At 31.7% G+C, this 24,965-nt stretch carries 23 protein-coding genes, 1 pseudogene and 1 riboswitch; of the genes and pseudogenes, 19 read left to right on the top strand and 5 right to left on the bottom strand.

The genetic code is table 11. From position 1 onward, the window contains the following. Nucleotides 1-259: 259 nt before the first annotated feature. The 3 genes and pseudogenes from AC2FB1_RS09735 to AC2FB1_RS09725 form a co-directional block, all read right to left on the bottom strand. A pseudogene (locus AC2FB1_RS09735) lies at nt 260-742 on the bottom strand (DNA-binding protein); the annotation flags it as partial. Nucleotides 743-867: 125 nt separating this feature from the next. Next, a complete protein-coding gene (locus AC2FB1_RS09730) occupies nt 868-1,527 on the bottom strand; it encodes a hypothetical protein (RefSeq protein ID WP_490675037.1) in 660 nt (219 codons plus the stop codon). A gap of 213 nt (nt 1,528-1,740) precedes the next feature. Then, nucleotides 1,741-2,148: a general stress protein gene (locus AC2FB1_RS09725; RefSeq protein ID WP_490675036.1), complete on the bottom strand. Its 408-nt coding sequence runs from the start codon at nt 2,146-2,148 to the stop codon at nt 1,741-1,743. Nucleotides 2,149-2,350: 202 nt separating this feature from the next. Further along, nucleotides 2,351-2,453: riboswitch (purine riboswitch) on the top strand. Between the two features lie 206 nt (nt 2,454-2,659). Between AC2FB1_RS09725 and xpt the strand changes: the two genes are divergently transcribed. The 4 genes from xpt (at nt 2,660) to guaA (ending at nt 7,700) form a co-directional block, all read left to right on the top strand. Further along, nucleotides 2,660-3,241: a xanthine phosphoribosyltransferase gene (xpt, locus tag AC2FB1_RS09720; RefSeq protein WP_490675035.1), complete on the top strand. Its 582-nt coding sequence runs from the start codon at nt 2,660-2,662 to the stop codon at nt 3,239-3,241. After that, on the top strand, nt 3,238-4,506 hold the full coding sequence (gene pbuX, locus AC2FB1_RS09715; RefSeq protein ID WP_490675034.1) for a xanthine permease PbuX: 1,269 nt from the start codon (nt 3,238-3,240) through the stop codon (nt 4,504-4,506). Before xpt ends, pbuX begins: the two co-directional genes overlap by 4 nt. Before the next feature lie 38 nt (nt 4,507-4,544). Continuing rightward, nucleotides 4,545-6,011, top strand: a complete 1,467-nt coding sequence (gene guaB, locus AC2FB1_RS09710; protein WP_490675033.1) for an IMP dehydrogenase — start codon at nt 4,545-4,547, stop codon at nt 6,009-6,011. Between the two features lie 147 nt (nt 6,012-6,158). Then, nucleotides 6,159-7,700 carry a glutamine-hydrolyzing GMP synthase gene (gene guaA / locus AC2FB1_RS09705; protein WP_490675032.1) on the top strand — a complete coding sequence of 514 codons (1,542 nt, stop codon included), beginning with the start codon at nt 6,159-6,161 and terminating at the stop codon, nt 7,698-7,700. Nucleotides 7,701-7,883: 183 nt separating this feature from the next. Here guaA and AC2FB1_RS09700 read toward each other — a convergent pair whose 3' ends face one another. Beyond that, entirely contained in the window at nt 7,884-8,312 is a 429-nt protein-coding gene (locus AC2FB1_RS09700; RefSeq protein ID WP_490675031.1) for a phosphatase PAP2 family protein, read from the bottom strand. An 842-nt stretch (nt 8,313-9,154) separates the two neighbouring features. Between AC2FB1_RS09700 and AC2FB1_RS09695 the strand changes: the two genes are divergently transcribed. The 9 genes from AC2FB1_RS09695 (at nt 9,155) to AC2FB1_RS09655 (ending at nt 17,728) form a co-directional block, all read left to right on the top strand. Further along, a complete protein-coding gene (locus AC2FB1_RS09695; protein WP_490675030.1) occupies nt 9,155-10,654 on the top strand; it encodes an NADH dehydrogenase subunit 5 in 1,500 nt (499 codons plus the stop codon). Nucleotides 10,655-10,669: 15 nt separating this feature from the next. Then, the gene (locus AC2FB1_RS09690) at nt 10,670-13,231 is read left to right on the top strand and encodes a DUF2309 domain-containing protein (protein ID WP_490675029.1); all 2,562 of its coding nucleotides are present in this window, start codon (nt 10,670-10,672) and stop codon (nt 13,229-13,231) included. A gap of 68 nt (nt 13,232-13,299) precedes the next feature. Further along, nucleotides 13,300-13,662, top strand: coding sequence for a Na-translocating system protein MpsC family protein (locus AC2FB1_RS09685; RefSeq protein ID WP_490675028.1), 363 nt, complete (start codon nt 13,300-13,302; stop codon nt 13,660-13,662). Between the two features lie 276 nt (nt 13,663-13,938). Then, nucleotides 13,939-14,091: a hypothetical protein gene (locus AC2FB1_RS09680; protein WP_490675027.1), complete on the top strand. Its 153-nt coding sequence runs from the start codon at nt 13,939-13,941 to the stop codon at nt 14,089-14,091. 56 nt (nt 14,092-14,147) lie between these two features. After that, nucleotides 14,148-14,330: a GNAT family N-acetyltransferase gene (locus AC2FB1_RS09675; RefSeq protein ID WP_490675026.1), complete on the top strand. Its 183-nt coding sequence runs from the start codon at nt 14,148-14,150 to the stop codon at nt 14,328-14,330. 191 nt (nt 14,331-14,521) lie between these two features. Then, nucleotides 14,522-15,193, top strand: coding sequence for a phosphatase PAP2 family protein (locus tag AC2FB1_RS09670; protein WP_490675025.1), 672 nt, complete (start codon nt 14,522-14,524; stop codon nt 15,191-15,193). A gap of 47 nt (nt 15,194-15,240) precedes the next feature. Next, nucleotides 15,241-15,972: an alpha/beta hydrolase gene (locus AC2FB1_RS09665; protein WP_490675024.1), complete on the top strand. Its 732-nt coding sequence runs from the start codon at nt 15,241-15,243 to the stop codon at nt 15,970-15,972. A gap of 12 nt (nt 15,973-15,984) precedes the next feature. Further along, entirely contained in the window at nt 15,985-16,233 is a 249-nt protein-coding gene (locus AC2FB1_RS09660) for a hypothetical protein (protein ID WP_490675023.1), read from the top strand. Nucleotides 16,234-16,399: 166 nt separating this feature from the next. Beyond that, nucleotides 16,400-17,728, top strand: a complete 1,329-nt coding sequence (locus AC2FB1_RS09655; protein ID WP_490675022.1) for a sodium-dependent transporter — start codon at nt 16,400-16,402, stop codon at nt 17,726-17,728. A 65-nt stretch (nt 17,729-17,793) separates the two neighbouring features. Here the strand turns inward: AC2FB1_RS09655 and AC2FB1_RS09650 are convergent, their stop codons facing one another. Then, nucleotides 17,794-18,324: a pentapeptide repeat-containing protein gene (locus tag AC2FB1_RS09650; protein WP_490675021.1), complete on the bottom strand. Its 531-nt coding sequence runs from the start codon at nt 18,322-18,324 to the stop codon at nt 17,794-17,796. A gap of 257 nt (nt 18,325-18,581) precedes the next feature. On the opposite strand from AC2FB1_RS09650, the gene AC2FB1_RS09645 reads away from it, so the two are divergent. The 6 genes from AC2FB1_RS09645 to AC2FB1_RS09620 all read left to right on the top strand — a co-directional run bounded on the left by AC2FB1_RS09645 (nt 18,582) and on the right by AC2FB1_RS09620 (nt 24,886). Beyond that, nucleotides 18,582-19,478, top strand: coding sequence for a PLP-dependent cysteine synthase family protein (locus AC2FB1_RS09645; RefSeq protein ID WP_490675020.1), 897 nt, complete (start codon nt 18,582-18,584; stop codon nt 19,476-19,478). A gap of 2 nt (nt 19,479-19,480) precedes the next feature. Then, a complete protein-coding gene (locus AC2FB1_RS09640; RefSeq protein ID WP_490675019.1) occupies nt 19,481-20,629 on the top strand; it encodes a bifunctional cystathionine gamma-lyase/homocysteine desulfhydrase in 1,149 nt (382 codons plus the stop codon). A gap of 219 nt (nt 20,630-20,848) precedes the next feature. Next, nucleotides 20,849-21,871: a methionine ABC transporter ATP-binding protein gene (locus AC2FB1_RS09635; RefSeq protein WP_490675018.1), complete on the top strand. Its 1,023-nt coding sequence runs from the start codon at nt 20,849-20,851 to the stop codon at nt 21,869-21,871. Then, on the top strand, nt 21,872-22,531 hold the full coding sequence (locus AC2FB1_RS09630; RefSeq protein ID WP_490675016.1) for a methionine ABC transporter permease: 660 nt from the start codon (nt 21,872-21,874) through the stop codon (nt 22,529-22,531). A 41-nt stretch (nt 22,532-22,572) separates the two neighbouring features. Continuing rightward, complete coding sequence (gene gmpC / locus AC2FB1_RS09625; protein ID WP_490675015.1) at nt 22,573-23,415, top strand: dipeptide ABC transporter glycylmethionine-binding lipoprotein; 843 nt, start codon at nt 22,573-22,575, stop codon at nt 23,413-23,415. Between the two features lie 481 nt (nt 23,416-23,896). Then, nucleotides 23,897-24,886, top strand: coding sequence for a CHAP domain-containing protein (locus AC2FB1_RS09620; RefSeq protein WP_490675014.1), 990 nt, complete (start codon nt 23,897-23,899; stop codon nt 24,884-24,886). Nucleotides 24,887-24,965 lie beyond the last annotated feature (79 nt).

The following is a 24,965-nucleotide window of genomic DNA, read 5'->3' as shown; positions in this document are numbered from 1 at the left end:
CCCTGTAAAATACAGAGAATTAGCAGCCTAGAACATAGTGTTTTTATTAAGTTCCCATTTTAAGGGTTCAGTGCCTTATTAATTCGATCCTCTTTTAGTAAGTTTCATTATATGAATTTTTATATTAAAAGTTAAATAGTCTAGCTAAGAATCCCTTTTTCTCATTTGAATTGGAAATATATGATTGATGTTCTTTTAAAGAATCAATTGCTTGTTGATTGTTATCATTAATTTCTTTCACTAAATTATTTTTAGTATACTCAGACTGTTCTTTTTGAGCTGTTTGGATAGCAGTTAATGATTCATTATTTGCTTCTAATTTTTCAGTAATTTGACTTTGTAATTCTTTAAGTTCATTTTGTTGTTGATGAACTTGAGTAATCATCTGACCTAACATTTGACGTTCTTCACGCATTTTTTGTATTTCCGTACGTAAATCATCCACTAACTGCGTGATGCCTTGATCGCTTGGTAGCTGTTGTTGATTTTCTTTAACAATCACTTGTAAGAAGTCTTTTTCTTTTTCTAATTCTTCGAAAGCTAAATCATAGCTATTAGTTTGTTTAACTTTTTCAGCGATATCTTGGAAAAGTTCGATATCTTCTTCCTTAAAGTCCGTGGCCTCTCGACCACGATATTCAGTCTTACTAAGTTGATATCCTCGTTCTTCTAAATGTTGGACGATTTTACGGACTTGTTTTTCACTTAGTTCGACACGTTGAGCGAATTCTTTAGTTAACATAATTTGAAGTCCTTTCGTATCTATATATTATTATTCATTTACACTGACGTTTGTCTTCCGTTAGTGACGCGTCAGTCTAACCTCGCATATTAGTTTAACCTTTTAAATCGCTCTTTTCAAGTATTCTATAAGGGTAAACGTAAATTCATTTTCTCTAAAAGGGGATATATAATATTTCTAGAAATTCCATTCGCAAATACATATTTAAGAATATAATTAGATTTCACACTAGCAGGATAGATGTCTTTTGTAAGTTCAATGTTAGATTTGATAAATAAGTCAGTAGGTATAGGTGTTTCTTCAAATGTATAATTAGGATGAAAATAGTCGATGTCATGTTGTTGTTCAAATTCATTTTTAATTAAGATATGATGACGTCGTTTAATTAATTGCTTATCTAATATATTATTATATTTTGGGACTTCAATCATTAAAAAGTTAATATCTCTAGAATGCACTTTGTTAGATAATGCATTTAGTTGTGTCTCAACTTCATTTAAAGTTTGAGATATTATTTCTTCATAGCTTGAATTAGATACAGTTAATAAATGGACTAAAAATGCAGAATTTGTTGTTGCTTCGTAATGAGCTGAAGCTAAACTGATAATATCTTCATTCTCAACACCAACAATAAAAACGTAGTCATTTTCTGTTTTATTATTTTGTAAGGAACGTTTTGTGATAGCACTGTCTTCAAAAAAATCAACATCTAATTGTTTATTATAAAAATCGACGGCCTTTTGATAAAATGCATCTTCTAAAGAATGAATAGTGTGAAATTTCATAGTGACTCTCCCGCAATTATTTTTTTAAGTATAGCACATTTGTAAAGTAGCACATCATAATTCAAAATATATTAAAAAACTTCTTTCAAAGTTATAAATGACTAACACTTTACTTTGAAAGAAGTATATATTTATTTTGATTGTTAATGTTTAAAAAGTATTTTTAGTTAACAATCGACATTATTAAATATAATGATTAGTTTAACGTGTGTTTTAAGATTTTGGACCATTAGACTCATTAGCGTAATGAGTAATATCAACTTCCTCATAAGCTGAATTGTTCTTTTCAACTTCGTTATGTGAAGAAGAGTCTTTTCTAGCAACTACTAAAATTTTGCCATCAAGCACATCTTTTTTATATTGTTCTGTTTGGCTATCAGATAATTTAAAGTTGTTTAATACAGCTTCTTCACCATCCTCACCAGTTAATAAGCGTGACATACGATCACTGAACGAACCGCTTGTAGCTAAGAGAGTCGCTTGAGAGTTATGTAAATCGTCTGAATGTAATTTAGATTTACTAATAACAAATAATTCATTTTCTGAATATCCTTCTGCTTTTTTCTTTTCAATTACATTGTAAATTTGATTTTCATTATCTAGAACTGTAATATCTGGCATATTCATCGTCCTCCATCGTTTCATACTACTTTTAAGTAATTATACCCTAATGAAAAGATATAAAACGTATTTATACTTATTATATAATTAAAAATATGAGTTTTACAAATACATTTGTTAAACGCTTACATTTATAAATAGCATGAATACAAGGATAATCTCTCCTACTGTTATTGAAAATAAGTTTAAAATTTGCTATTATCATTAAATAATTTATATTGCTCATATAATCTGAAGAATATGGCTTTAGAAGTTTCTACCGTGTTGCCATAAACAACGCGACTATGAGTCCAAGTACAAAAGTAAGGAAGTTAATGAATAGTCTGAGGGTTGTCTAAGAGGTCTTGTGCCATACATTATTTGTATAATGTAAAGTATTGTTTATCATATACAAACCTAATTTATTTACTTCTAAGTTACAAATGAAAGTGTATCGTACTTGTTCACTTATAGATCCTGAAACTATAAAAGAGTTTCGGGTTTTTTTATATAAAATTTAGGAGGTTTTGAAGTGGAAGCGCTCGAACAAAAGGTCAAGGAAGACGGCGTAGTTATTGATGAAAAAATATTAAAAGTTGATGGATTCCTAAATCATCAAATTGATGCCAAGTTAATGTATGAAGTGGGTCAAACATTTTATGAACAATTTAAGAATAAAGGTATTACAAAAATTTTAACAATTGAGGCTTCCGGGATTGCTCCTGCAATCATGGCCGCATTGCATTTCGACGTGCCATGCTTATTTGCAAAAAAAGCAAAGCCAAGTACTTTAAAAGATGGATTTTATAGTACTGACATCCATTCATTTACTAAAAATAAAACAAGTACTGTTATCGTATCTGAAGAATTTTTAGGTGCTGAAGACAAAGTACTTATTATTGATGATTTCTTAGCGAACGGTGATGCTTCACTAGGCTTGTATGATATCGCTCAACAAGCTAAAGCAGAAACTGTAGGAATAGGTATCGTTGTAGAAAAAAGTTTCCAAGATGGGAGACAAAGATTAGAAGATGCAGGTTTAACGGTATCTTCTTTATGTAAAGTTGCTTCCTTAAAAGGGAATAAAGTAACTTTATTAGGGGAAGACGAATGAAAAATTTAATTTTAAGTTTGCAACATTTATTAGCAATGTATGCAGGTGCCATTCTAGTACCTATCATTGTAGGAACAAGTTTAAAATTTTCACCTGAAGAGATTGCTTATTTAGTTACAGTAGACATTTTTATGTGTGGGATTGCAACATTTTTACAAGCAAATAAGATAACTGGTACAGGGTTGCCTATCGTATTAGGATGTACTTTTACTGCAGTAGCACCTATGATTTTAATAGGTCAAACTAAAGGTTTAGATATATTATATGGATCATTATTCTTATCAGGTATTTTAGTTGTTGCGATTGCACCTTTCTTTTCTTATTTAGTGAAATTCTTCCCTCCAGTTGTTACAGGTAGTGTAGTTACAATTATTGGTATTAACTTAATGCCTGTAGCTATGAATTATCTCGCTGGTGGACAAGGCGCTAAAGACTATGGTAATCCTAAGAATTTAATTTTAGGTGGGATAACGCTTGTTGTTATTCTGTTATTACAACGTTTTACGACAGGTTTCTTAAAATCTATTGCAATCTTAATTGGTCTAGTTGTGGGTACTATATTGGCTAGCCTATTTGGATTAGTTAATATTAGCCAAGTTGGTGATGCACATTGGTTTGGTATGCCACGCCCATTCCGATTTTCGGGATTTGGCTTTGATGTTGGTGCAACTTTAGTATTCACTATTGTAGCAATTGTGAGCTTAATCGAATCGACAGGTGTGTATCATGCATTAAGTGAAATTACTGGTCGTAAGCTTGAACGTAAAGACTTTCGTAAGGGTTACACTGCGGAAGGTCTAGCTATCATTTTAGGGTCAATTTTTAATTCTTTCCCTTATACTGCCTACTCGCAAAACGTAGGGCTTGTCTCACTTTCTGGAGCTAAGAAAAATAAAATTATATATGGTATGGTTGTCTTACTTTTAATATGTGGTTGCATACCTAAATTAGGTGCTCTAGCTAATATCATTCCTTTACCTGTATTAGGCGGCGCAATGATTGCAATGTTTGGTATGGTAATGGCATATGGGGTAAGTATTTTAGGAAATATTGACTTTAAGAATCAAAATAATTTATTGATTATTGCTGTATCAGTTGGACTTGGTACAGGAATTAGCGCTGTACCTCAAGCATTTAAAGCTTTAGGTGAACAATTCGCTTGGTTAACTCAAAATGGCATTGTTTTAGGAGCAATCTCTGCTATTATTCTTAATTTCTTTTTTAATGGTCTAAAGTATAAACAAAACGACGAAAATGTGAAATAATAAGACTAACTATATAAAAAATGGAGGCTGTATTATAAATGTGGGAAAATAAGTTTGCTAAAGAATCATTAACTTTTGACGATGTTTTGTTAATTCCAGCTGCATCTGACGTATTACCAAGTGATGTTGATTTAAGCGTAGAATTATCAGATAAAATTAAATTAAATATTCCAGTTATCTCTGCTGGTATGGATACAGTAACTGAATCTAAAATGGCTATTGCCATGGCACGTCAAGGTGGTTTAGGTGTTATTCATAAAAATATGGGCATTGAAGAGCAAGCTGATGAAGTACAAAAAGTAAAACGTTCAGAAAGTGGTGTTATTACGAATCCGTTCTTCTTAACACCAGATGAAAGTGTTTATGAAGCAGAAGCATTAATGGGTAAATATCGTATTTCAGGTGTACCTATTGTAAAAGATAAAGAATCAAGAGCACTCGTTGGTATTATTACAAATCGTGACTTACGTTTTATTGAAGATTTCTCGATTAAAATTTCAGATGTAATGACTAAAGAAAATTTAATTACAGCTCCAGTTGGTACAACATTAGATGAGGCGGAAGCAATTCTTCAAGAACATAAAATTGAAAAATTACCGTTAGTAGAAAATGGTCGTTTAGAAGGCCTTATCACAATTAAAGATATAGAAAAAGTACTTGAATTCCCTCATGCAGCGAAAGATGAGCATGGTCGTTTACTTGTAGCTGCCGCTATTGGCACATCTAAAGACACAGAAATTCGTGCACAAAAACTCGTAGAAGCAGGCGTAGATGCACTAATTATTGATACAGCTCATGGACATTCTAAAGGTGTTATCAATCAAGTTAAAAGAATGAAAGATAAATATCCTGAACTTACAATTATTGCAGGAAATGTTGCAACTGCTGAAGCCACACGTGCTTTATTTGAAGCAGGTGCAGATGTGGTTAAAGTAGGTATCGGTCCTGGGTCAATTTGTACAACACGTGTTGTTGCAGGTGTAGGTGTCCCACAAATTACTGCAGTTTATGATTGTGCTACTGAAGCACGTAAACATGGTAAAGCGATTATTGCGGATGGTGGTATTAAGTTCTCTGGTGATATTATTAAAGCATTAGCGGCTGGTGGTCATGCTGTTATGTTAGGTAGCTTATTAGCTGGTACTGAAGAAAGCCCAGGTGCTACTGAAGTCTTCCAAGGTAGACAATATAAAGTATACCGTGGAATGGGTTCTCTTGGAGCAATGGAAAAAGGTTCAAATGATCGTTACTTCCAAGAAGATAAATCTCCTAGAAAATTTGTTCCAGAAGGTATTGAAGGACGTACAGCATATAAAGGACCTTTACAAGATACAATTTATCAACTTATGGGGGGAGTAAGAGCTGGTATGGGTTATACTGGTTCACCAAATTTAAAAGTATTACGTGAAGAAGCACAATTTACACGTATGGGCCCTGCAGGTTTAGCTGAGAGTCATCCACATAACGTACAAATTACTAAAGAATCACCAAATTATTCATTTTAATGTAAAGTGAGCAAGAAGCGATTCAATTAAGAAAGTACGCTTTTCTATAAAATGTTTGTAGAGATTGAAAATATTTGTTGTCTCTATAAGTATGAAAAGCGTCTTTCTATTGTTTACATAAATTAAATTTAAAGGAGATTTACTATTATGGAAATGGCTAAAGAACAAGAATTAATTCTTGTCTTAGATTTCGGTAGTCAATATAACCAGTTAATTACACGTCGTATTCGTGAAATGGGCGTTTACAGTGAATTACACGATCATGAAATTTCTATCGATGAAATTAAACGTATGAATCCTAAAGGTATTATTCTTTCAGGAGGTCCAAACTCAGTTTATGAAGAAGATTCATTTACTATTGATCCTGAGATTTATAATTTAGGTATTCCAGTATTAGGTATTTGTTACGGTATGCAACTTACAACAAAACTATTAGGTGGCAAAGTTGAACGTGCAAATGAACGTGAATATGGTAAAGCAATTATTAAAGCAAAATCTGATGAATTATTCTTTGGTTTACCAGAAGAACAAACAGTGTGGATGAGTCATTCAGATAAAGTTATTGAAATTCCTGAAGGTTTTGAAGTTATTGCTGATAGTCCAAGCACAAGTTATGCTGCTATCGAAGATAAAAAACGTCGTATTTATGGCGTACAATTCCACCCAGAAGTACGTCACACAGAATATGGTAATGATTTATTAAGAAACTTCGTTCGTCGTGTATGTAATTGTACAGGTGAATGGACAATGGAAAACTTCATTGAAATTGAAATTGAAAAAATTCGTGAACGTGTAGGCAATCGCAAAGTATTATGTGCAATGAGCGGTGGTGTAGATTCATCAGTTGTTGCAGTATTATTGCATAAGGCCATCGGAGACCAATTAACATGTATTTTTGTAGACCACGGTTTACTTCGTAAAGGCGAAGGAGACATGGTAATGGAACAATTCGGTGAAGGCTTTGATATGAACATTATTCGTGTCAATGCCAAAGAACGTTTTATGGAAAAACTAAAAGGCGTATCTGATCCAGAAAGAAAACGTAAAATTATTGGTAATGAATTTGTATATGTATTTGACGATGAAGCGGCTAAATTGACAGATGTTGATTTCTTAGCACAAGGTACACTTTATACAGACGTGATTGAATCAGGCACGAAGACAGCACAAACAATTAAATCCCACCATAATGTAGGTGGATTACCTGAAGATATGGAATTTGAATTGATTGAACCTATTAATACATTATTTAAAGATGAAGTTCGTGCATTAGGTATTGAATTAGGTATCCCTGAGCATTTAGTATGGAGACAACCATTCCCAGGTCCTGGTTTAGGTATTCGTGTGTTAGGTGAAATTACTGAAGATAAATTAGAAATCGTTCGTGAATCTGATGCAATTTTACGTGAAGTAATTCGAGAAGAAGGTCTTGAAAGAGAGATTTGGCAATACTTCACAGTACTGCCAGGTATTCAATCTGTAGGTGTTATGGGTGACTATCGTACGTATGACCATACAGTAGGTATTCGTGCTGTAACATCAATTGATGGTATGACAAGTGATTTTGCACGTATCGATTGGGAAGTGTTACAAAAAATTTCAAGTCGTATTGTTAATGAAGTAGATCACGTAAACCGCGTGGTCTATGACATTACTTCTAAGCCACCAAGCACTATAGAATGGGAGTAGCCCATAAAAAAAGCGAGTATTTTCGTGAGAAATGCTCGCTTTTTTTATTAAATTCAATGATTTAAACGTTTATGATATTTTTTTGATTGAAATGATGGTCGTCTTTGTTGTAATGAGGATCTATGGTTTACTTTTTGAAGAACATATTGATAAACCATCATTGACATTAATAACCATGAAAAACTAAAGAGTACACCGCCAACTACAATGAGCATGGAAATATAATCTTGAAAATAAAATACCTAACCATATTACCATTAACCCTATATTTAATAAGCATTTTATCCAAATATTTCTTATTTTAGGGATAAGGACAAAAATAAGAACGAAAATAACAATCGTACTTGTTAGAGAATGTCCGCTTGGAAATGAAAATCCTGTATCGATGGCTAAGTGATCATAAGGTCTTGAACGATGAACAATGTCTTTTATTGCAATACCTACAATACCTGTTGAAGCTACTGTTGCGGGCAACCATATTGCTAATAATAAGCGTCGCTTAATTAAAGCGATAGCTGCGATGACAAGCGTAAGGATAATAAAGGTTGCAATATCTTCATATGATGTTAAAAATGTCATAAAGTCATTGAACCAATTACCTTTAAAATTCATTTTTGGTTCACCAAACGTGTTTAAGAACCACTGGAATGACTGTAGATCTAATATATGTGTCCATAACGACTTAGTAAAAATGGAAAAAATAGTTGTTAAAAAATGATAGTACTTATTATAAATGGAATGGTTAATGTATATTGTTTATTTTGCATAAGCATTATACCTTTCTTTATTTTAATCTAGTTTAACTTGTTAAAGCACTAAAGTTATCAGTACAAAGACTGATTTAGTATTAAAATAAAAAATGTGATATTCAAAAAAATCAAATAAAATATAAAGAAATATACAAAAAAAATTAAGCGTTTTCACAGAATTGTTACATGAATATTGAGAGAAGTATGTTATTTTATAAGTAATGAAGTAAATTCATTTTATCCACGAGAGTTTGGGACATACATTATCGTCTCAAACTCTTTTTATATATTAGTAAGTAAAGACTGAATTTATAATACATTTTGATAGATTATCTTATCAAAACTGATATAAAAATGACAGTTGAAGTGATATGACTATTATCTCTTATATTAGAGATTTGACTTTTAGTTGATATTTTCATATATTGTATTTAATGTACATTAAATTATACATCGGTTTATATCAAGCAATGAGACAAAAAGTATAGTTACTTTATTGTTTAATTGAAGGATAAGACAGATGTACTTAAATCTAAATTATAGGTTGCTTAAAGAGCATTAATAAATATATTGAATGAGCATAAAAGAAGCCTACAATAGATAGTCGTCCTTTTTAATAGGATAAAACTAAACTATTGTAGGTGTTTTATTATATTATAAGCAATAGTTGTATATAAGTTACAGTTCGAAAGTGGAGGAATCATAATGTTAAGTATGAGTAGTTTACTTATATTATTTTTTATAACGCTTATTATTGCAGCGTTAAGTGGATTAGTATTTTTAATTCCCTCAGTTCCGGTTAAATACATACGATTTCACTTAGCTTTGCTTCTATTACCAGTTATTGTAGGTATCGTAGGGTTAGTGACTATAAACGAAAGAGAAATTATTGGTATATTTGCATTAGATAAATTTGCTTGGTTAGTTGGTGCTTTTGTTTTAGCGTTAGGTTTTATTATTCAAAAGTTCTCAACGCGTTATTTATTAGGAGATCACAATTATCGTAAGTATTTTCCTTTATATACGTTTACAACTGTTTTTGCTTCACTAGGATGGTTAAGTAATGACTTGCGTTTAATGACTTTATGCTGGGGATTAACCTTATTTTGTTTAACTCAACTAATTAGATTGAATAAAACGTGGAAAGTTCCAGCGGAGGCAGCAAAAGTTTCTGCACGTTCGTTTGTTATTGGTTGGTTAGCGCTATTACTTGCGGTTATTTTGCTATACATAGGAACAGGAGAATGGACAATTGATCCTTCCCAAAACTATGACTATGCTCTAAATTATGGTCTAAAATTGACTATTGATTTGGTGCTTGTCGTTGCTGTTATTATTCCAGCCGCTCAATATCCATTTCAGAGTTGGTTAATTGAATCGGTTGTTGCGCCTACACCTGTATCAGCTATTATGCATGCCGGTATAGTTAATGCGGGTGGTATTATTTTAACGCGTTTTTCACCAGTATTTGATAATTCTATTGCTCTAACAATATTATTAATTATTTCTAGCATTTCAGTATTGATTGGTTCAGGCATCAGTTTAGTGCACGTTGATTATAAACGACAACTTGTTGGATCAACGATGAGTCAAATGGGGTTTATGCTCGTTCAATGTGCGATGGGTGTTTATTCAGCTGCGATTATCCATTTAATACTACATGGTGTATTTAAAGCCACATTATTCTTACAATCAGGATCAGTTGTCAGACGTTTTAATATACCAACACCACCTAATATTAAGCGATCATATGGATGGATGATATTGGGAAGAGCTCTTGCAATTATGATTGCAGTAGTGTTTTTTATGATAAGTGATCATAGTCCATATATTCTAATTAGTGCATTTATCTTGGCTTGGTCTATCGCTGTATCGTGGAATCAACTTGTGGCATTAAACAAAGGAGTAATGGGACGCTTTATAGGTATTTCAATGATTGTAGTTGTTGCAATCGTTTATATTGTGACTCATCAAGTATTTGTTAACATACTCAATCATGTATATATGGCTCCTGCTCATCCACCGTTAATTAGTATCATTATTAGTATTGCGATTTTAGTCATAGGTAGTATTTTTAGCATTTGGGTCGCTCGCCATCGCACATCTACAGCCTTTGCTAAAGTTTACTTATGGTTAATTAAAATTGGAGAAGCTAAATTTAAATCTGTAGAAAGCCATCCAAATTATTTAAAGAAATATTTATAAGAGGTGAACATTTACATGACTATTAATATAGAAGACGTTGTTCAATCTGCACGTCGTGTGATTACGCCACTTTCACCAATTTCAATCTTTGCAGCACGTAATCCATGGGAAGAACTTGAGTATCAAACATTTGATCAAGTTGCTCAATGGTTTAAACATGTGCGTGATATTGACCTATATCCAAGTCATGCTTCTGTAATGACGGCGCTTGAAAATGGTGAGATTGATAAACATATCGTTGAAGAAGAAGTAAAGCAAGCTATTCAATCTTATAACACGGATATTCCTAAGATACATGTAGATACGTACTGCAAAAATGCTATGAATATCAAAGATATTCCGACAGACTTAATCACTAAAGAAGCCTATCTAAAATTAGAAGTCTCGAAACTAAAAAAAGTATTTGAAAATGAGTCGTTTGTTTATGCGCGTTCAAAGAGTGCAAATGCATTTAACGCTAAAGGCGAATCTTTAATGGATGAATTAAATACTCATATTATTAAGTGGTCAAAATTATATTTAGATAATTTTCAATCAAGTTGGACAATGCCTAAACGAGAAGAAGGATTTTATATAGCTTGGTTACATTTAGCGAAATATGATCCAATGCTAACTAAAACACAACGCAAAATGATTAAAATGTTACCACACAATTATGATGACGCTTTAGTCATGGCACTTAATCATTTAGACATTGCTGAAGATGAATACGAATTTTATTTAACTGGACATCTTTTATCGCTACCAGGATGGGCAGGTATGATGTATTATCGTGCTGAAAAACATGAACATGAAAAAGACTTATTAACTCAATATCTTGCAATACGTCTTACGATGGAATGTATTTTATTAGATACTGAAAAAATGAGCCGTCCGGCAGTCTTAAATGTTGAAAAAAGAATAAAAGAACTTGTGAGTAAATGGTTATATTATGGAGAAATGACTATTGATGAATGGGTTGCGATGTCCATCGAGGAACAAATTGAACATTTGAAGTTTGCGCATGATTTTAATCCATTGTACTTCAAGAAATTATGGTTAGAAGCTTGGGAAGAAACTCATGAACGTGAACTAGTTGAGATGATTTACGATAAATCGGTCAAACGTGACAAACAATCTATAAAAGTTCAACTTGCATTTTGTATCGATGTACGTTCTGAACCATTTCGTCGTCATTTAGAAAATCAAGGACCATTTGAAACTATTGGAATTGCAGGCTTCTTTGGATTGCCTATACGTAAAAAAGCATTAGATGAACAGTTTAGTCATGATTCTTTACCAGTGATGGTATCTCCTGGATATACAATTAAAGAATATGCAGAACGACATGCATTAAATACGTATAATCAACAACAACATTCTATTACTTCTATGTTCTATACTTTTAAATTAATGAAATATAATGTGCTGCCTAGTTTATTATTACCAGAATTAAGTGGTCCATTTTTAAGTTTAAATACACTTGCGAGTACATTAATGCCAAAAAAAACAGGCCAATTTATTCATAAATTTACTAAAAACTGGTTGAAAAAACCGAATGCTAAACTAACGATTGATAGAGATACTCATGTACATAGTGATTTACCTGTTGGATTTACTGAAGAAGAACAAATTGCCTTTACAAAACAAGCATTACAACTAATGGACTTAACTACAAATTTTGCGCCATTAGTAGTACTTGGAGGGCATGGAAGTGAAACGAACAACAACCCCTATCATGCATCATTAGAATGTGGTGCTTGTGGAGGAGCTTCAAGTGGATTTAATGCGAAATTACTTGCCATGATGTGTAATTTACCTTTAGTACGTCAAGGATTAGCCAAAGAAGGCATTCATATTCCAGATGAGACAGTTTTTGTTGCTGCGGAACATAAAACATCAACTGATGAATTAGAATGGATTTATGTTCCTTCGTTAACATCAGAAGCAAAGGAAGCATTTGATATTTTAGAAGAAGCAATGCCGCGTGTAAGTTACCATGCAAATTTAGAACGTCTTTCTCAACTACCTCGTTTAAGCGACAGTGAATTGAAAAATCCAATCGCGGAAGCACATCGCTTTGCAAATGATTGGAGCGAAATCCGTCCAGAATGGGGTTTAGCACGTAATGCAGAGTTTATTATTGGGCAACGAAGTATTACAGAAGGTAGTAATTTAGAAGGACGTGCATTTTTACATAATTATGATTATGCGAAAGATTCCGATGGTCAATTATTAAATACAATTATTTCTGGTCCGGCGCTTGTTGCACAATGGATTAATCTACAATATTATGCTTCTACAGTGGCACCACATTTTTATGGTAGTGGTAATAAAACAACACAATCTGTTACCTCTGGCGTTGGTGTTATGCAAGGGAACTCAAGTGATTTATTAGCTGGATTGCCTTGGCAGTCTGTGATGGCGGGAGACAATAAAATTTATCATGCTCCGATTCGCTTGTTAGTGGTTATTCAAGCACCGGATCATTATATTCAACGATTACTTAATAATAACATCAAATTTAAACAAAAAGTCGATCATCAATGGCTACGTCTTGCAAGCATTGATGAAAATGGTAGTTTTAAAGATTGGTAAAATATTCGGTTTTAATTTAAAAAATGATACACTAGTGTTAATTAAACATTAGGAGATTTGTTATAGCAATGACGAAATCGAAAGGTATGTATGAGGCAGAAATTAGTAAAGCAATTACGCAATGGGAAAAAGATTTTCTCGGGCGAGGCTCGTTGTCGGTAAAAACAGATATCTTACGAGATATGATTATCGTCAACTTACAAGGGATTTTAACGCCTGCGGAATATCGCGTATGTGAAACACAAGAAGGATTACTTAACATTAAACGTACACGATCAGAACTGGTAGAATCAGGGCAAGATGATTTAATGCAACTTGTTTTCGAAATTACAGGTATTGAAGTTAAAAGTTTCCATAGTGATTTAAGTACAATTACTGGTGAACGTATTATTATTTTTAAATTAGATAAGGACTTTGAAAAATTACTATAAAATAAAATGTTATAAATATGAGAAGAGATTAGGAAGATTTGCATAAAACTATTCCTAATCTCTTTTTTTTACAAGCTAATTTTTATAATTTAATGTAAAATCAAACTAACATCAAAGGGGAGGATAGAGATGCGAACGAATCAATTTAATCAGCCAATTGGAGAAAATCTTACTCATTAACACGTACCCAAATATCCAGATGTTAGGTGTATAAAAGAACGATACAATCAATTAATTAAGTTAAGTAGTTAACATATTGATGATTTATATAATGCATTGTGTGATACATCTTCAGAGGCTAACTGGACGTATCTTTATGGTGGGCCGTTTTATGATAAAGGAAGCTTTACGGCGTATGTAGGAGAACTTATTGCTAATAAAGAAAAGTACTTCTTTGTTATTCAAGATATCAAACTCGAAAATCATTAGGTTTATTAGCTTTAATGTGAATTAATTCTTTACATGGAACAATTGAAGTAGGAAATGTGCTTTATTCTAACGCTTTGAAACATACGCGTGTTGTTACGAATATACAATATATATTAGTAAAGTATGTATTTGAGACTTTGGGTTATCGACGCTATGAATGGAAATGTGATAACTTAAATTTATCGTCTAAACATGTGGCTGAACGTTTAGGATTTAAATTTGAAGGCATATTTCGATAATCTAATATATATAAAGGACGAAATCATGATACAGCATAGTTTTCAATGATGGATTATGAATATCTTGAAATTGAAGAAACCTTTAATAGATGGTTATCATTTTCAAACTTTAATGAATATGGAGAACAAATACATCATTTGAAAGATTTTCATAAAATATTAGAATCAAAGGTAATAAAGGATAAGAATGTATGAAAGATAGATTAGAAGTATCACCAACCAAAACCATTTTTATATTTGTTATTGGATTAATTATTTTTATAACAACGGCTTTGAATGTCGTTCATCATACGACACTAGTGAAAAAATTAGATTTAAATTCATTACATTGGTTGACTAACCATTTTGGTGAACCAAGTAGGTACTATGACGGTACAATTTGGCATGTAATCATGACATTTTGTGCTAACTTTGGGGAAGTAAAATCCATTCTCTACATAACGTTATTTTTAGCACTAATCTTACTCTTTAAAAATTTTAAACTTTCATTGTGGTTATTAGTTACGATTTACACAGGAACTTGTCTTAATTTTTTAATTAAACAATTAATAGCTCGTCCACGTCCGTATAACCATCTTTTAGTAGATCAAGGATTTTCATTTCCAAGTGGTCATTCGAATGCTAGTACATTATTTGCTTTAGCTATATTGTTTGTTGTTATTCCACTAATTAAAAACAAAGTGATGCAATGTAGTATTGCTATCGTTGTGGTAATGTTTTGGATAGGTGTATTGAGTTGTCGATTATATTTCCACGCTCACTATGTAACTGATGTTGTTGGTGGGCTTTCATTAGGAATGCTTTGGATTGCTTTATTTTTAATGACGTTACCATTCTTTAATATTAAATTAGTAAATAAGTAAATCTTAAAAGTTTATAAACATAAGTATTTTAAAAAGGGGAGAATACTATGAAAATCAAATCACCAAAGCCAATTTATTTAAATGGTTCAAGAAAAGAAGCAATATTATTACTTCACTCATTTACAGGAACTGTTCGTGATGTGAAACCATTGGCTATGACACTAAATGAAGAAAATTTCACATGCTTTGCACCAAATTATCATGGACACGGTTTACCTTTGGATCAATTTACTCAATTTACGATTCAGGATTGGTGGAAAGATGTATTAGAAGGGTATCAATTTTTAAAAAATAAAGGGTTTGACACTATTTATGTAACTGGTATCTCATTAGGTGGACTATTTACATTAAAGTTGGCGGAATTATTCGATATCTCTAAAATAGCAGTGATGTCTGCACCAAGTGAAAAAGAAGAAAAAAGTATTGCTTGGCGTATGGAACGTTATGGCCAACGGATGAATCAACTATTAAAATTTGATGAAGTTACGTCAAAGCAACAACTTGAGACGATTCAATGTTATCAACCGTATATTACAGAATTTAAAGCTTTTATTGCGACGATTTCTAATGAATTAGAACGTATACATGCTCCGGCTCGTATTCTGTATGGAGGTAATGATGATGCCTTTTATCAAAATAGCGCACATTACATTTTTAAGCATATTGGCAGTGATGACAAAGATTTAACATGTCATCCATTAAGTCGTCATTTAATGACTTACGGAGAAGGGCATGAAGATGTTATAGCTCAAGTTGTAACTTTTTTCAAATCTGAATAAAGGAGTAATATGATGAAACGTACATTTCTATTGGTATATACAACGATGTCTGGAAATACGTATAAAGAATTTAAAACATTCCAACATGGTCCAGACTACGACACATGTGTACAGCGTATTATTGACGAGTTTGATGAATTAGCATATTTATTTTTAAAAGATGGCTCGCAAGTTTACTATATTAATGTTGATCATATTGAAAGTTTAAATATTCGAGAAGTAGATGAGGGTCAATCAATAATGTATGATTTTGAAAAATAAATTAAAAAGCAAGTTTAAGTGATAAGAATAGTTTAGACATGTAATCTGCATCTATTCTTATCTTTTTTTAATACTCATTTTTATGCATATTGCACTATTTGGTCAGACATGTTAGAGTAGAACTTAATTACATACACACTTTAACGCGTTAAAGGGAGATAGAAAAATGAGTAATCAATCACAATGGAAAACCTCAACTGGATTTATCCTAGCAAGTGCTGGTTCTGCTATAGGGTTAGGAGCAATGTGGAAGTTTCCATATATGGCTGGTATTTATGGGGGCGGCGCATTTTTATTTTTATTTTTAATATTTACTATTTTTGTAGGGCTACCACTACTGATTATGGAATTTACGGTAGGAAAAATGGGACGTACTTATACAACTCAGATATATAATAAATTAACAGGAAAAAAATGGTTAAATATTATTGGATGGAATGGAAATTTAGCTGTTTTTATTTTATTCGGCTTTTATAGTGTTATCGGAGGATGGATTGTTATATATATTGGGAATGTGCTTTTAAAATTATTGTTTATTGAGCACACGTCATTAACCCAAATTAATTTTGAAAAAATAATTGGTAACCCATGGTTAACTGTTTTGGGACAAGGTATTTTTATTCTTTTAACGATGGTTATCGTTATGTTAGGTGTAGAAAAAGGTTTAGAGAAAGCTTCTAAAATCATGATGCCCTTATTATTTATTTTTTTAATTATTGTTGTTGCTAAATCATTGACATTAGATGGAGCGTTAGAGGGTGTTCGCTATATATTACAACCAAGAATAGAAGATATTTCAATCAAAGGAGTCTTATTTGCGTTAGGTCAATCGTTCTTTACATTATCATTAGGAACCACAGGTATGATTACGTATGCGAGTTATGCACCTAAGGAAATGACTATTAAATCTTCCGCTATTTCAATTGTTATTATGAATATTATAGTTTCAGTATTAGCTGGACTTGCAATATTTCCAGCTTTAAAAACATTTGGTTATGCACCTCAAGAAGGACCAGGACTATTATTTAAAGTGTTGCCATTAGTATTTGATCAAATGAGATTTGGTATTGTATTTTATTTTATTTTCTTAATTCTATTTTTATTTGCAGCATTAACGTCTTCTATTTCTTTACTAGAATTAAATGTCTCAAATTTCACTAAAAATGATAATACAAAACGAAAAAATGTGTCAGTCATTGCGAGTATATTGGTATTTATTATTAGTATCCCAGCAACCCTATCATTTAGCAGTTTAAGTGGCATTAAGTTTGGTGCGGGTACAGTTTTTGATAATATGGATTTTATTGTGTCTAATATCTTAATGCCATTAGGAGCATTAGGAACCACATTAGTTGTAGGTCAATTATTAGATAAACAAGCTTTAAAAGAAAGTTTTGGAAAAGATAAATTTAAACTTTTTGCTCCATGGTATATTTTAATTAAATTTGTTATGCCAGTTATTATTATTTTAGTTTTTATTGTTCAATTATTTTAAAAAATAAAAAACAGAGTCTAGAACATGAAGTGTTCTGTACTCTGTTTTTTATATTGATAATTAGATTACATGTTTTCAAATGTAACGTCTTGTTTGCGTAACTCTTTTAATATTTTTTCAGGAATTGAAGAATTATTAATAGTGACATTTTTAAATACACAATCCTTCATTTTTACATTTTCAAAATGACACAAATCCATAGTGACATTTTGAAAAATCACTTTTTTAAACATAACATTATTAAATGTTACATTTCGTATATTACTATTTTTGAAAATAGAATGTTCAATCGTTGATGTATTAAAGTTATTTTCATCAAATGAGGTAACGCTCAAATTTGATTTACTAATAATAGTTTTAAAGAAATTTACATTTTCAAAAATACTTTTATTAAAATTGCAATTGATTATTTTTGAATTTGAAATAGTACTCACATTCTTAAAAATACCTTCACTAAAATCACAATGTTTAAAGTGACTTTTATTTACTTCGATTTCATCATACATTGAGTTTCTAAATGTACTATTTTTATAATTTAAACTTTTATATTGTTCTTGAGTGAAGACAGCTAAAGATAAGTCAGTTTTTGATGTCATCATCGATTCTCCTTTATGCGTTCATTCATCGTATAATTCAATTCATTCCCAATATTTCACTTTTTATCGTAACATGAGTATTTTAAAAGCGATAACCATATACATTTTACATAAAAAATCTAGCTTTTTGCAATAAGATGTAAGTTAGCGTATAATTCATAGCGGTCAAGTAAGATATACAATTAAATATTGGAAATGAATATGTTTATAGAAAGTAGGTATGTTCAAACATTGTATGAATGTATTGAACGAATGATATGATTACGTATGATTTAATAGGGCAAACACCACTAGTATTATTAGAAAGTTTTAGCGATGATCACGTTCAAATTTATGCGAAGTTAGAACAGTTTAATCCTGGTGGAAGCATTAAAGATCGACTAGGAAAATATCTTGTAGAAATTGCGCTAAAAGAAAAACGTATTAAAAAAGGTGATACAATCGTTGAAGCTACAGCTGGTAATACAGGAATTGGATTAGCAATGGCCGCTAATCGTTATCAATTAAAATGTGTGATTTTTGCGCCAGAAGGATTTTCAGAAGAAAAAATTTCAATTATGCGAGTATTAGGTGCTGAGATAAAACGAACACCTAAAGCTAAAGGTATGATTGGTGCGCAACAAGAAGCACGTTATTATGCTGATAAATATAATGCAGTATATATGAATCAGTTTGAAACTGAACACAATCCAGCGGCCTATACTCATACACTTGGAAGAGAAATAACAGATGCATTACCACATATTGATTATTTTGTAGCTGGTGCAGGATCTGGAGGAACATTTACTGGTGTAGCTAAGCATTTACAACAATTTAATGTTAAAAACGTTATTGTTGAACCTGAGGGCTCAGTATTGAATGGTGGCGAACCTCATTCACATGATATTGAAGGTATTGGTTCTGAAAAATGGCCAGTATTTTTAGAAGAATCTGTAGTTGATGATATTATTACAGTAAGTGATAAACAAGGATTTGAAAATGTAAAGCGATTAGCCAGACAAGAAGGACTACTTGTTGGTAGCTCATCTGGTGCAGCATTACAAGGTGCTTTAAATATTAAAAATCGTATTGATAAAGGTATTATTGTAACGATTTTTCCAGATAGTAGTGATCGTTATATGTCAAAAAAAATATTTGAATATAAAGGAGAATAATAATGAAGAAAAAAACACAAATGATTCATGGTGGACATACGACAGATGATTTTACTGGAGCAGTAACCACACCTATTTATCAAACGAGTACTTACTTACAAGATGAGATTGGTGATTTAAGACAAGGTTATGAATATTCACGTACAGCAAACCCAACGCGTACATCTATTGAAAGTGTCATTGCGAATTTAGAAAATGGTAAACATGGTTTTGCATTTGGTTCAGGTATGGCTGCAATTAGTGCTGTTATTATGTTATTAGATAAAGGCGATCATTTAATATTAAATTCTGATGTGTATGGCGGAACATATCGTGCCTTAACAAAAGTTTTCACTCGATTTGGTATTGACGTGGATTTTGTCGATACTACAAATATTGAAAACGTCAAAGATTATATTAAATCTGAAACAAAAATGTTATATATCGAAACGCCGTCTAATCCTTTATTACGTGTGACAGATATTCGACGTGCAGCAGAAATTGCGAAAGAAAATCATCTCATTTCTGTAGTCGATAACACATTTATGACACCGTACTATCAAAATCCGTTAGATTTTGGAATCGATATTGTATTACATTCAGCAACAAAATATATTGGTGGACACAGTGATGTTGTTGCAGGTTTAGTCGCTACATTTAATGATGAATTAGCCGAACGCTTAGCATTTATTTCTAACTCTACAGGTGGTGTACTAGGACCACAAGATAGTTATTTATTAATTCGAGGAATTAAAACACTAGGGTTACGTATGGAACAAATTAATCGTAACGTAGAAGGTATTGTGAAGATGTTACAAGAGCATCCATCAGTACAACAAGTGTTCCATCCTAGTATTGAAAGTCATCTTAATCATGATATTCATATCGCTCAAGCAAGTGGTCATACTGGCGTTGTTGCATTTGAAGTTAAAGATACAGAGGCAGCTAAACAATTAATTCGTGAAACACAATATTTCACACTTGCTGAAAGCTTAGGTGCGGTAGAAAGCTTGATTTCTGTACCTGCTTTGATGACACATGCGTCTATTCCAGCAGATGTTCGAGCTAAAGAAGGAATTACAGATGGTTTAGTTCGATTATCGATTGGTATTGAAGATACTGAAGATTTAGTACAAGATTTAAAACAAGCGATAGATACGCTAAATAAATAGAATATAGTGAAAGTATTAATGCAAGAGTGCAATAGAATTTGAAACGATGTTTATTGTACTCTTGTATTTTTATTGTGATATTGGAACTAAAAGAGTAATTCAATACTAAAAAATATCTGAAATTTCCAATTTTTAAAAAAACTATATTGACGCATCCTCAACTTTTGCCTATACTTCATATCATACGAATTTAATCAGAATTAGATAAGGGTGAACATAGTGATTGAATTTCAGGGTGTAAATAAAGTATTTCGAAAGAAACGAGAAACCATACATGCTTTAAAAGATGTTTCTTTTAAAATTGATGCGCGTGATGTGTTTGGTGTGATTGGTTATAGTGGTGCTGGTAAAAGTACACTAGTACGTTTAGTTAACCAATTAGAACAAGCTACAGAGGGTCATGTTATTGTAGATGGACATGATATTAATACATATAGTGAAAAAGAACTTCGCAACGTAAAAAAAGATATAGGAATGATTTTCCAACACTTTAATCTTTTAAATTCTAAAACAGTTTTTAAAAATGTAGCAATGCCATTGATACTTAGTCACAAAAATAATTCTGAAATTAAAGAAAAAGTTGAAGAAATGCTAGAATTTGTGGGACTTGCAGATAAGAAAAATCAATTTCCAGATGAACTTTCCGGAGGACAAAAACAACGTGTAGCAATTGCAAGAGCACTTGTAACAAATCCTAAAATATTGCTGTGTGATGAGGCGACAAGTGCATTAGACCCTGCGACAACAAACTCTATTCTTCAATTACTTAAAAATGTAAATAAAACATTTGGGGTTACGATTATGATGATTACTCACGAAATGAGTGTGATTCAAAAGATATGTAATCGTGTAGCTGTAATGGAACAAGGGGAAGTTGTAGAAATCGGTACAGTGAAAGATGTGTTTAGTCATCCTAAAACGAAAACGGCACAAAATTTTGTGTCAACAGTTATTAATACAGAGCCTTCTAAAGCATTACGTGCCTCATTCGAAAGAGAAGATGATCATTATACAGATTACAAACTTTTCTTAGATAAAAAGCAAATTGATTATCCGTTAATGAACGAGTTAATACACCAATATAGTTTTAATGTAAATATTCTATTCTCATCTATGTCAGATATTCAAGATGAAACTATTTGTTATTTATGGTTACGTTTTGAACACGATACACAATTTAGTCGTCATGCAGTAGAATCGTATTTTAATGAGCGACACATTCAATATGAGGAGGTGCGTTAAATGTTTGGTTCAAGCATAGATTCATCTCAATTAATGCAAGCATTGTATGAAACCCTTTATATGGTGACAGTATCATTAATTATTGGCGCATTGATTGGTATTCCATTAGGTATTTTACTTGTGGTCACTCGAAAACATGGAATCTGGCCTAATGTAGTTATTCATCAAATTCTTAATCCGATTATTAATATTTTAAGATCTATCCCATTTATCATTTTATTAATTGCAATTGTACCCTTTACTAAATTAGTTGTAGGTACTTCAATCGGAACAACAGCTGCAATTGTACCGCTTACAATATATGTAGCACCATATATTGCGCGCTTAGTAGAAAACTCACTTTTAGAAGTAGATGATGGAATTATTGAAGCAGCAAAAGCTATGGGGGCATCACCATTTCAAATTATTCGTCACTTTTTATTACCTGAAGCATTAGGTTCACTTGTATTAGCTATAACTACAGCGATTATTGGTTTAATTGGTAGTACAGCTATGGCTGGTGCAGTAGGTGGTGGCGGTATTGGTGACTTAGCTCTTGTTTATGGTTACCAACGCTTCGACACCTTGGTCATTATTATTACAGTAGTAGTTTTAGTTATTATAGTACAAATTATTCAGTCATTAGGTAACTTTATTTCTAGAATAATTCGTAGAAATTAGTTATTTAAATAAATTATTTTTATATAGGGAGGCATTTTTTAATGAAGAGAATAATTGGTTTATTATTAGCGTCTATTATTGTCCTTGCAGCATGTTCAGGCGGAGGAAATAGTAAGAAAGTCACAGTAGGTGTAGCGTCAAACGATACTGCTGCTTGGGAAAAAGTAAAGGAATTAGCAAAAAAAGATGATATTGATTTAGAAATCAAACACTTTTCTGATTATAACGTACCTAATAAAGCATTAAGTGATGGAGATATCGATATGAATGCGTTCCAACACTTTGCTTTCTTAAATGAATATAAAAAAGCACATAAAGATGCAAAAATCGAAGCAATTAGTACAACAGTATTAGCACCTTTAGGTATCTATTCTAAAAAAGTAAAAGATATTAAAGATATTAAAGATGGCGCACAAGTGATGATTCCAAATGATGTTTCTAACCAAGCACGTGCATTAAAATTATTAGAATCAGCAGGACTTATTAAACTAAAAGATAACTTTGGTTTAAGTGGTACAACAAAAGATATCAAAGACAACCCTAAACATTTAAAAATTAAAGAAGTAGATGCTCAACAAACTGCACGTGCATTAGATGATGTTGATATTTCAGTTATCAATAATGGTGTAGCAACAAAAGCAGGTTTAGATGCTAAGAAAGATCCCATTTATTTAGAAAGTTCTACTTCAGATGCAGTTAAACCATACATTAATTTAATTGCTGTTAATTCAAAAGATAAAGATAATAAAACATACAAAAAGATTGTAGATTTATATCATAGTAAAGAAGCACAAGAGGCATTGAAAAAAGACACTAAAGATGGTGAAAAAGCAGTTAATTTATCTCGAAAAGAAATTAAAGATATTGAAGATAGCTTAAAATAATAACTTAAAAGAGTGTAGTATATAAATTGTATTTTTAGGCATTTGAAATGTATTGTCGATGAATGAATAAAATAAAAATACGCATATATTAAGCTTATTTTGACTCTCGGAGTGGGACAATGAATTCAAAAGTGAATTCTGTCTCGCTCTTTTTTATAGCATTTTCAATAGTATAATAAATTTTGTTTAAATATAATCATATTTAAAAAGATTCTTATTTGCGTTATGCAATATTTAGACTAAAGAAATCATTTTTTATAAAGTTTTAATTTTATAAGCATTGCACTAAAATTTCATCATTATGTAATCAAATTGAAATGGAATATTATAGTAAAATATATTAATTTATATAAGTAGACTACTTGAGCGGAAAATATTAAAGCTGAAGCACTAGAATTAACGTAATAAGACTAAGCGTTAAATACAACAATTGACATGGGACATGCCAAAGATAAGCATAAGATTAAGGAGGCGCTTATTTATGAATAAAAAAGTTCTTGCAACTGCAATTATTGGAACTGGGGCACTTAGTACAATATTTGCACATCAAGCAGAAGCAGCAACAACACATACAGTAAAAAGTGGAGAATCATTATGGTCTATTTCAAATCGCTATGGCATTTCAATAGCTAAATTAAAATCATTAAATGGTTTGACATCAAATCTTATTTTTCCAAATCAAGTATTAACAGTTTCAGGTTCTAGTTCATCCCATTCTTATAGTAGTAACTCAGGCAATACATATACTGTAAAAAGTGGAGACAGTTTATCATCAATTGCTAGTCGATATGGTACAACATATCGCCACATTATGGATTTAAATGGACTTCGTAGCTTTTTAATTTTTCCAGGTCAAACATTAACAGTTTCAGGGACAGCAAGTTCAAGCAGCCATACACAAAGTAGTTCAAATTCATCTGGTTCTTCAAGCTATTATACTGTTAGATACGGTGATTCATTATCAGTCATCGCTTGGAAATATAACACTACATATCAAAATATTATGCGTTTAAATGGATTAAATAATTTCTTTATTTATCCAGGTCAAAAATTACGCGTAAGTGGAACAGCATCATCAAGTAGCAATACAAATAGTACAAGTTCATCATCAAATTACTATTATAATACGCCAATTTTCCATCATAGAAATTTATATGATTGGGGTCAATGCACATGGCATGTATTTAATCGCCGTGCTCAAATTGGTAAAGGTATTAGCACATACTGGTGGAATGCAAATAACTGGGACGATGCAGCTGTAAGAGATGGCTATAAAATTGATTATAATCCTACTGTAGGATCAATTGCACAATCAGATGCAGGTTATTATGGCCACGTTGCATTTGTAGAACGCGTAAATAGTAATGGAAGTGTTTTAGTATCTGAAATGAACTTTAGTGCAAGCCCAGGAATTTTAACATATCGTACAATTCCAGCTTATCAAGTTAGACATTATAAATTTATTCATTAATAAAACATACTAAGATTAGCTGTGAAGAAATCTATGACGATAGATTTCTTCACAGCTATTTTTTATAGTTGTAGAGAGA

It is taken from the genome of Staphylococcus sp. CoH_129_LAB_1 (assembly GCF_058191515.1).
This window is presented reverse-complemented; position numbering and strand designations above follow the sequence as displayed.

Coding starts and splice junctions, on each gene's coding strand:
- AC2FB1_RS09730 (WP_490675037.1), bottom strand. CDS start 1,527: ATGAAATTTCACACTATTCATTCTTTAGAAGATGCATTTTATCAAAAG.
- AC2FB1_RS09725 (WP_490675036.1), bottom strand. CDS start 2,148: ATGCCAGATATTACAGTTCTAGATAATGAAAATCAAATTTACAATGTA.
- pbuX (WP_490675034.1), top strand. CDS start 3,238: ATGAAAAATTTAATTTTAAGTTTGCAACATTTATTAGCAATGTATGCA.
- guaB (WP_490675033.1), top strand. CDS start 4,545: ATGTGGGAAAATAAGTTTGCTAAAGAATCATTAACTTTTGACGATGTT.
- guaA (WP_490675032.1), top strand. CDS start 6,159: ATGGAAATGGCTAAAGAACAAGAATTAATTCTTGTCTTAGATTTCGGT.
- AC2FB1_RS09700 (WP_490675031.1), bottom strand. CDS start 8,312: ATGAATTTTAAAGGTAATTGGTTCAATGACTTTATGACATTTTTAACA.
- AC2FB1_RS09695 (WP_490675030.1), top strand. CDS start 9,155: ATGTTAAGTATGAGTAGTTTACTTATATTATTTTTTATAACGCTTATT.
- AC2FB1_RS09690 (WP_490675029.1), top strand. CDS start 10,670: ATGACTATTAATATAGAAGACGTTGTTCAATCTGCACGTCGTGTGATT.
- AC2FB1_RS09685 (WP_490675028.1), top strand. CDS start 13,300: ATGACGAAATCGAAAGGTATGTATGAGGCAGAAATTAGTAAAGCAATT.
- AC2FB1_RS09670 (WP_490675025.1), top strand. CDS start 14,522: ATGAAAGATAGATTAGAAGTATCACCAACCAAAACCATTTTTATATTT.
- AC2FB1_RS09665 (WP_490675024.1), top strand. CDS start 15,241: ATGAAAATCAAATCACCAAAGCCAATTTATTTAAATGGTTCAAGAAAA.
- AC2FB1_RS09660 (WP_490675023.1), top strand. CDS start 15,985: ATGAAACGTACATTTCTATTGGTATATACAACGATGTCTGGAAATACG.
- AC2FB1_RS09655 (WP_490675022.1), top strand. CDS start 16,400: ATGAGTAATCAATCACAATGGAAAACCTCAACTGGATTTATCCTAGCA.
- AC2FB1_RS09650 (WP_490675021.1), bottom strand. CDS start 18,324: ATGACATCAAAAACTGACTTATCTTTAGCTGTCTTCACTCAAGAACAA.
- AC2FB1_RS09645 (WP_490675020.1), top strand. CDS start 18,582: ATGATTACGTATGATTTAATAGGGCAAACACCACTAGTATTATTAGAA.
- AC2FB1_RS09640 (WP_490675019.1), top strand. CDS start 19,481: ATGAAGAAAAAAACACAAATGATTCATGGTGGACATACGACAGATGAT.
- AC2FB1_RS09630 (WP_490675016.1), top strand. CDS start 21,872: ATGTTTGGTTCAAGCATAGATTCATCTCAATTAATGCAAGCATTGTAT.
- gmpC (WP_490675015.1), top strand. CDS start 22,573: ATGAAGAGAATAATTGGTTTATTATTAGCGTCTATTATTGTCCTTGCA.
- AC2FB1_RS09620 (WP_490675014.1), top strand. CDS start 23,897: ATGAATAAAAAAGTTCTTGCAACTGCAATTATTGGAACTGGGGCACTT.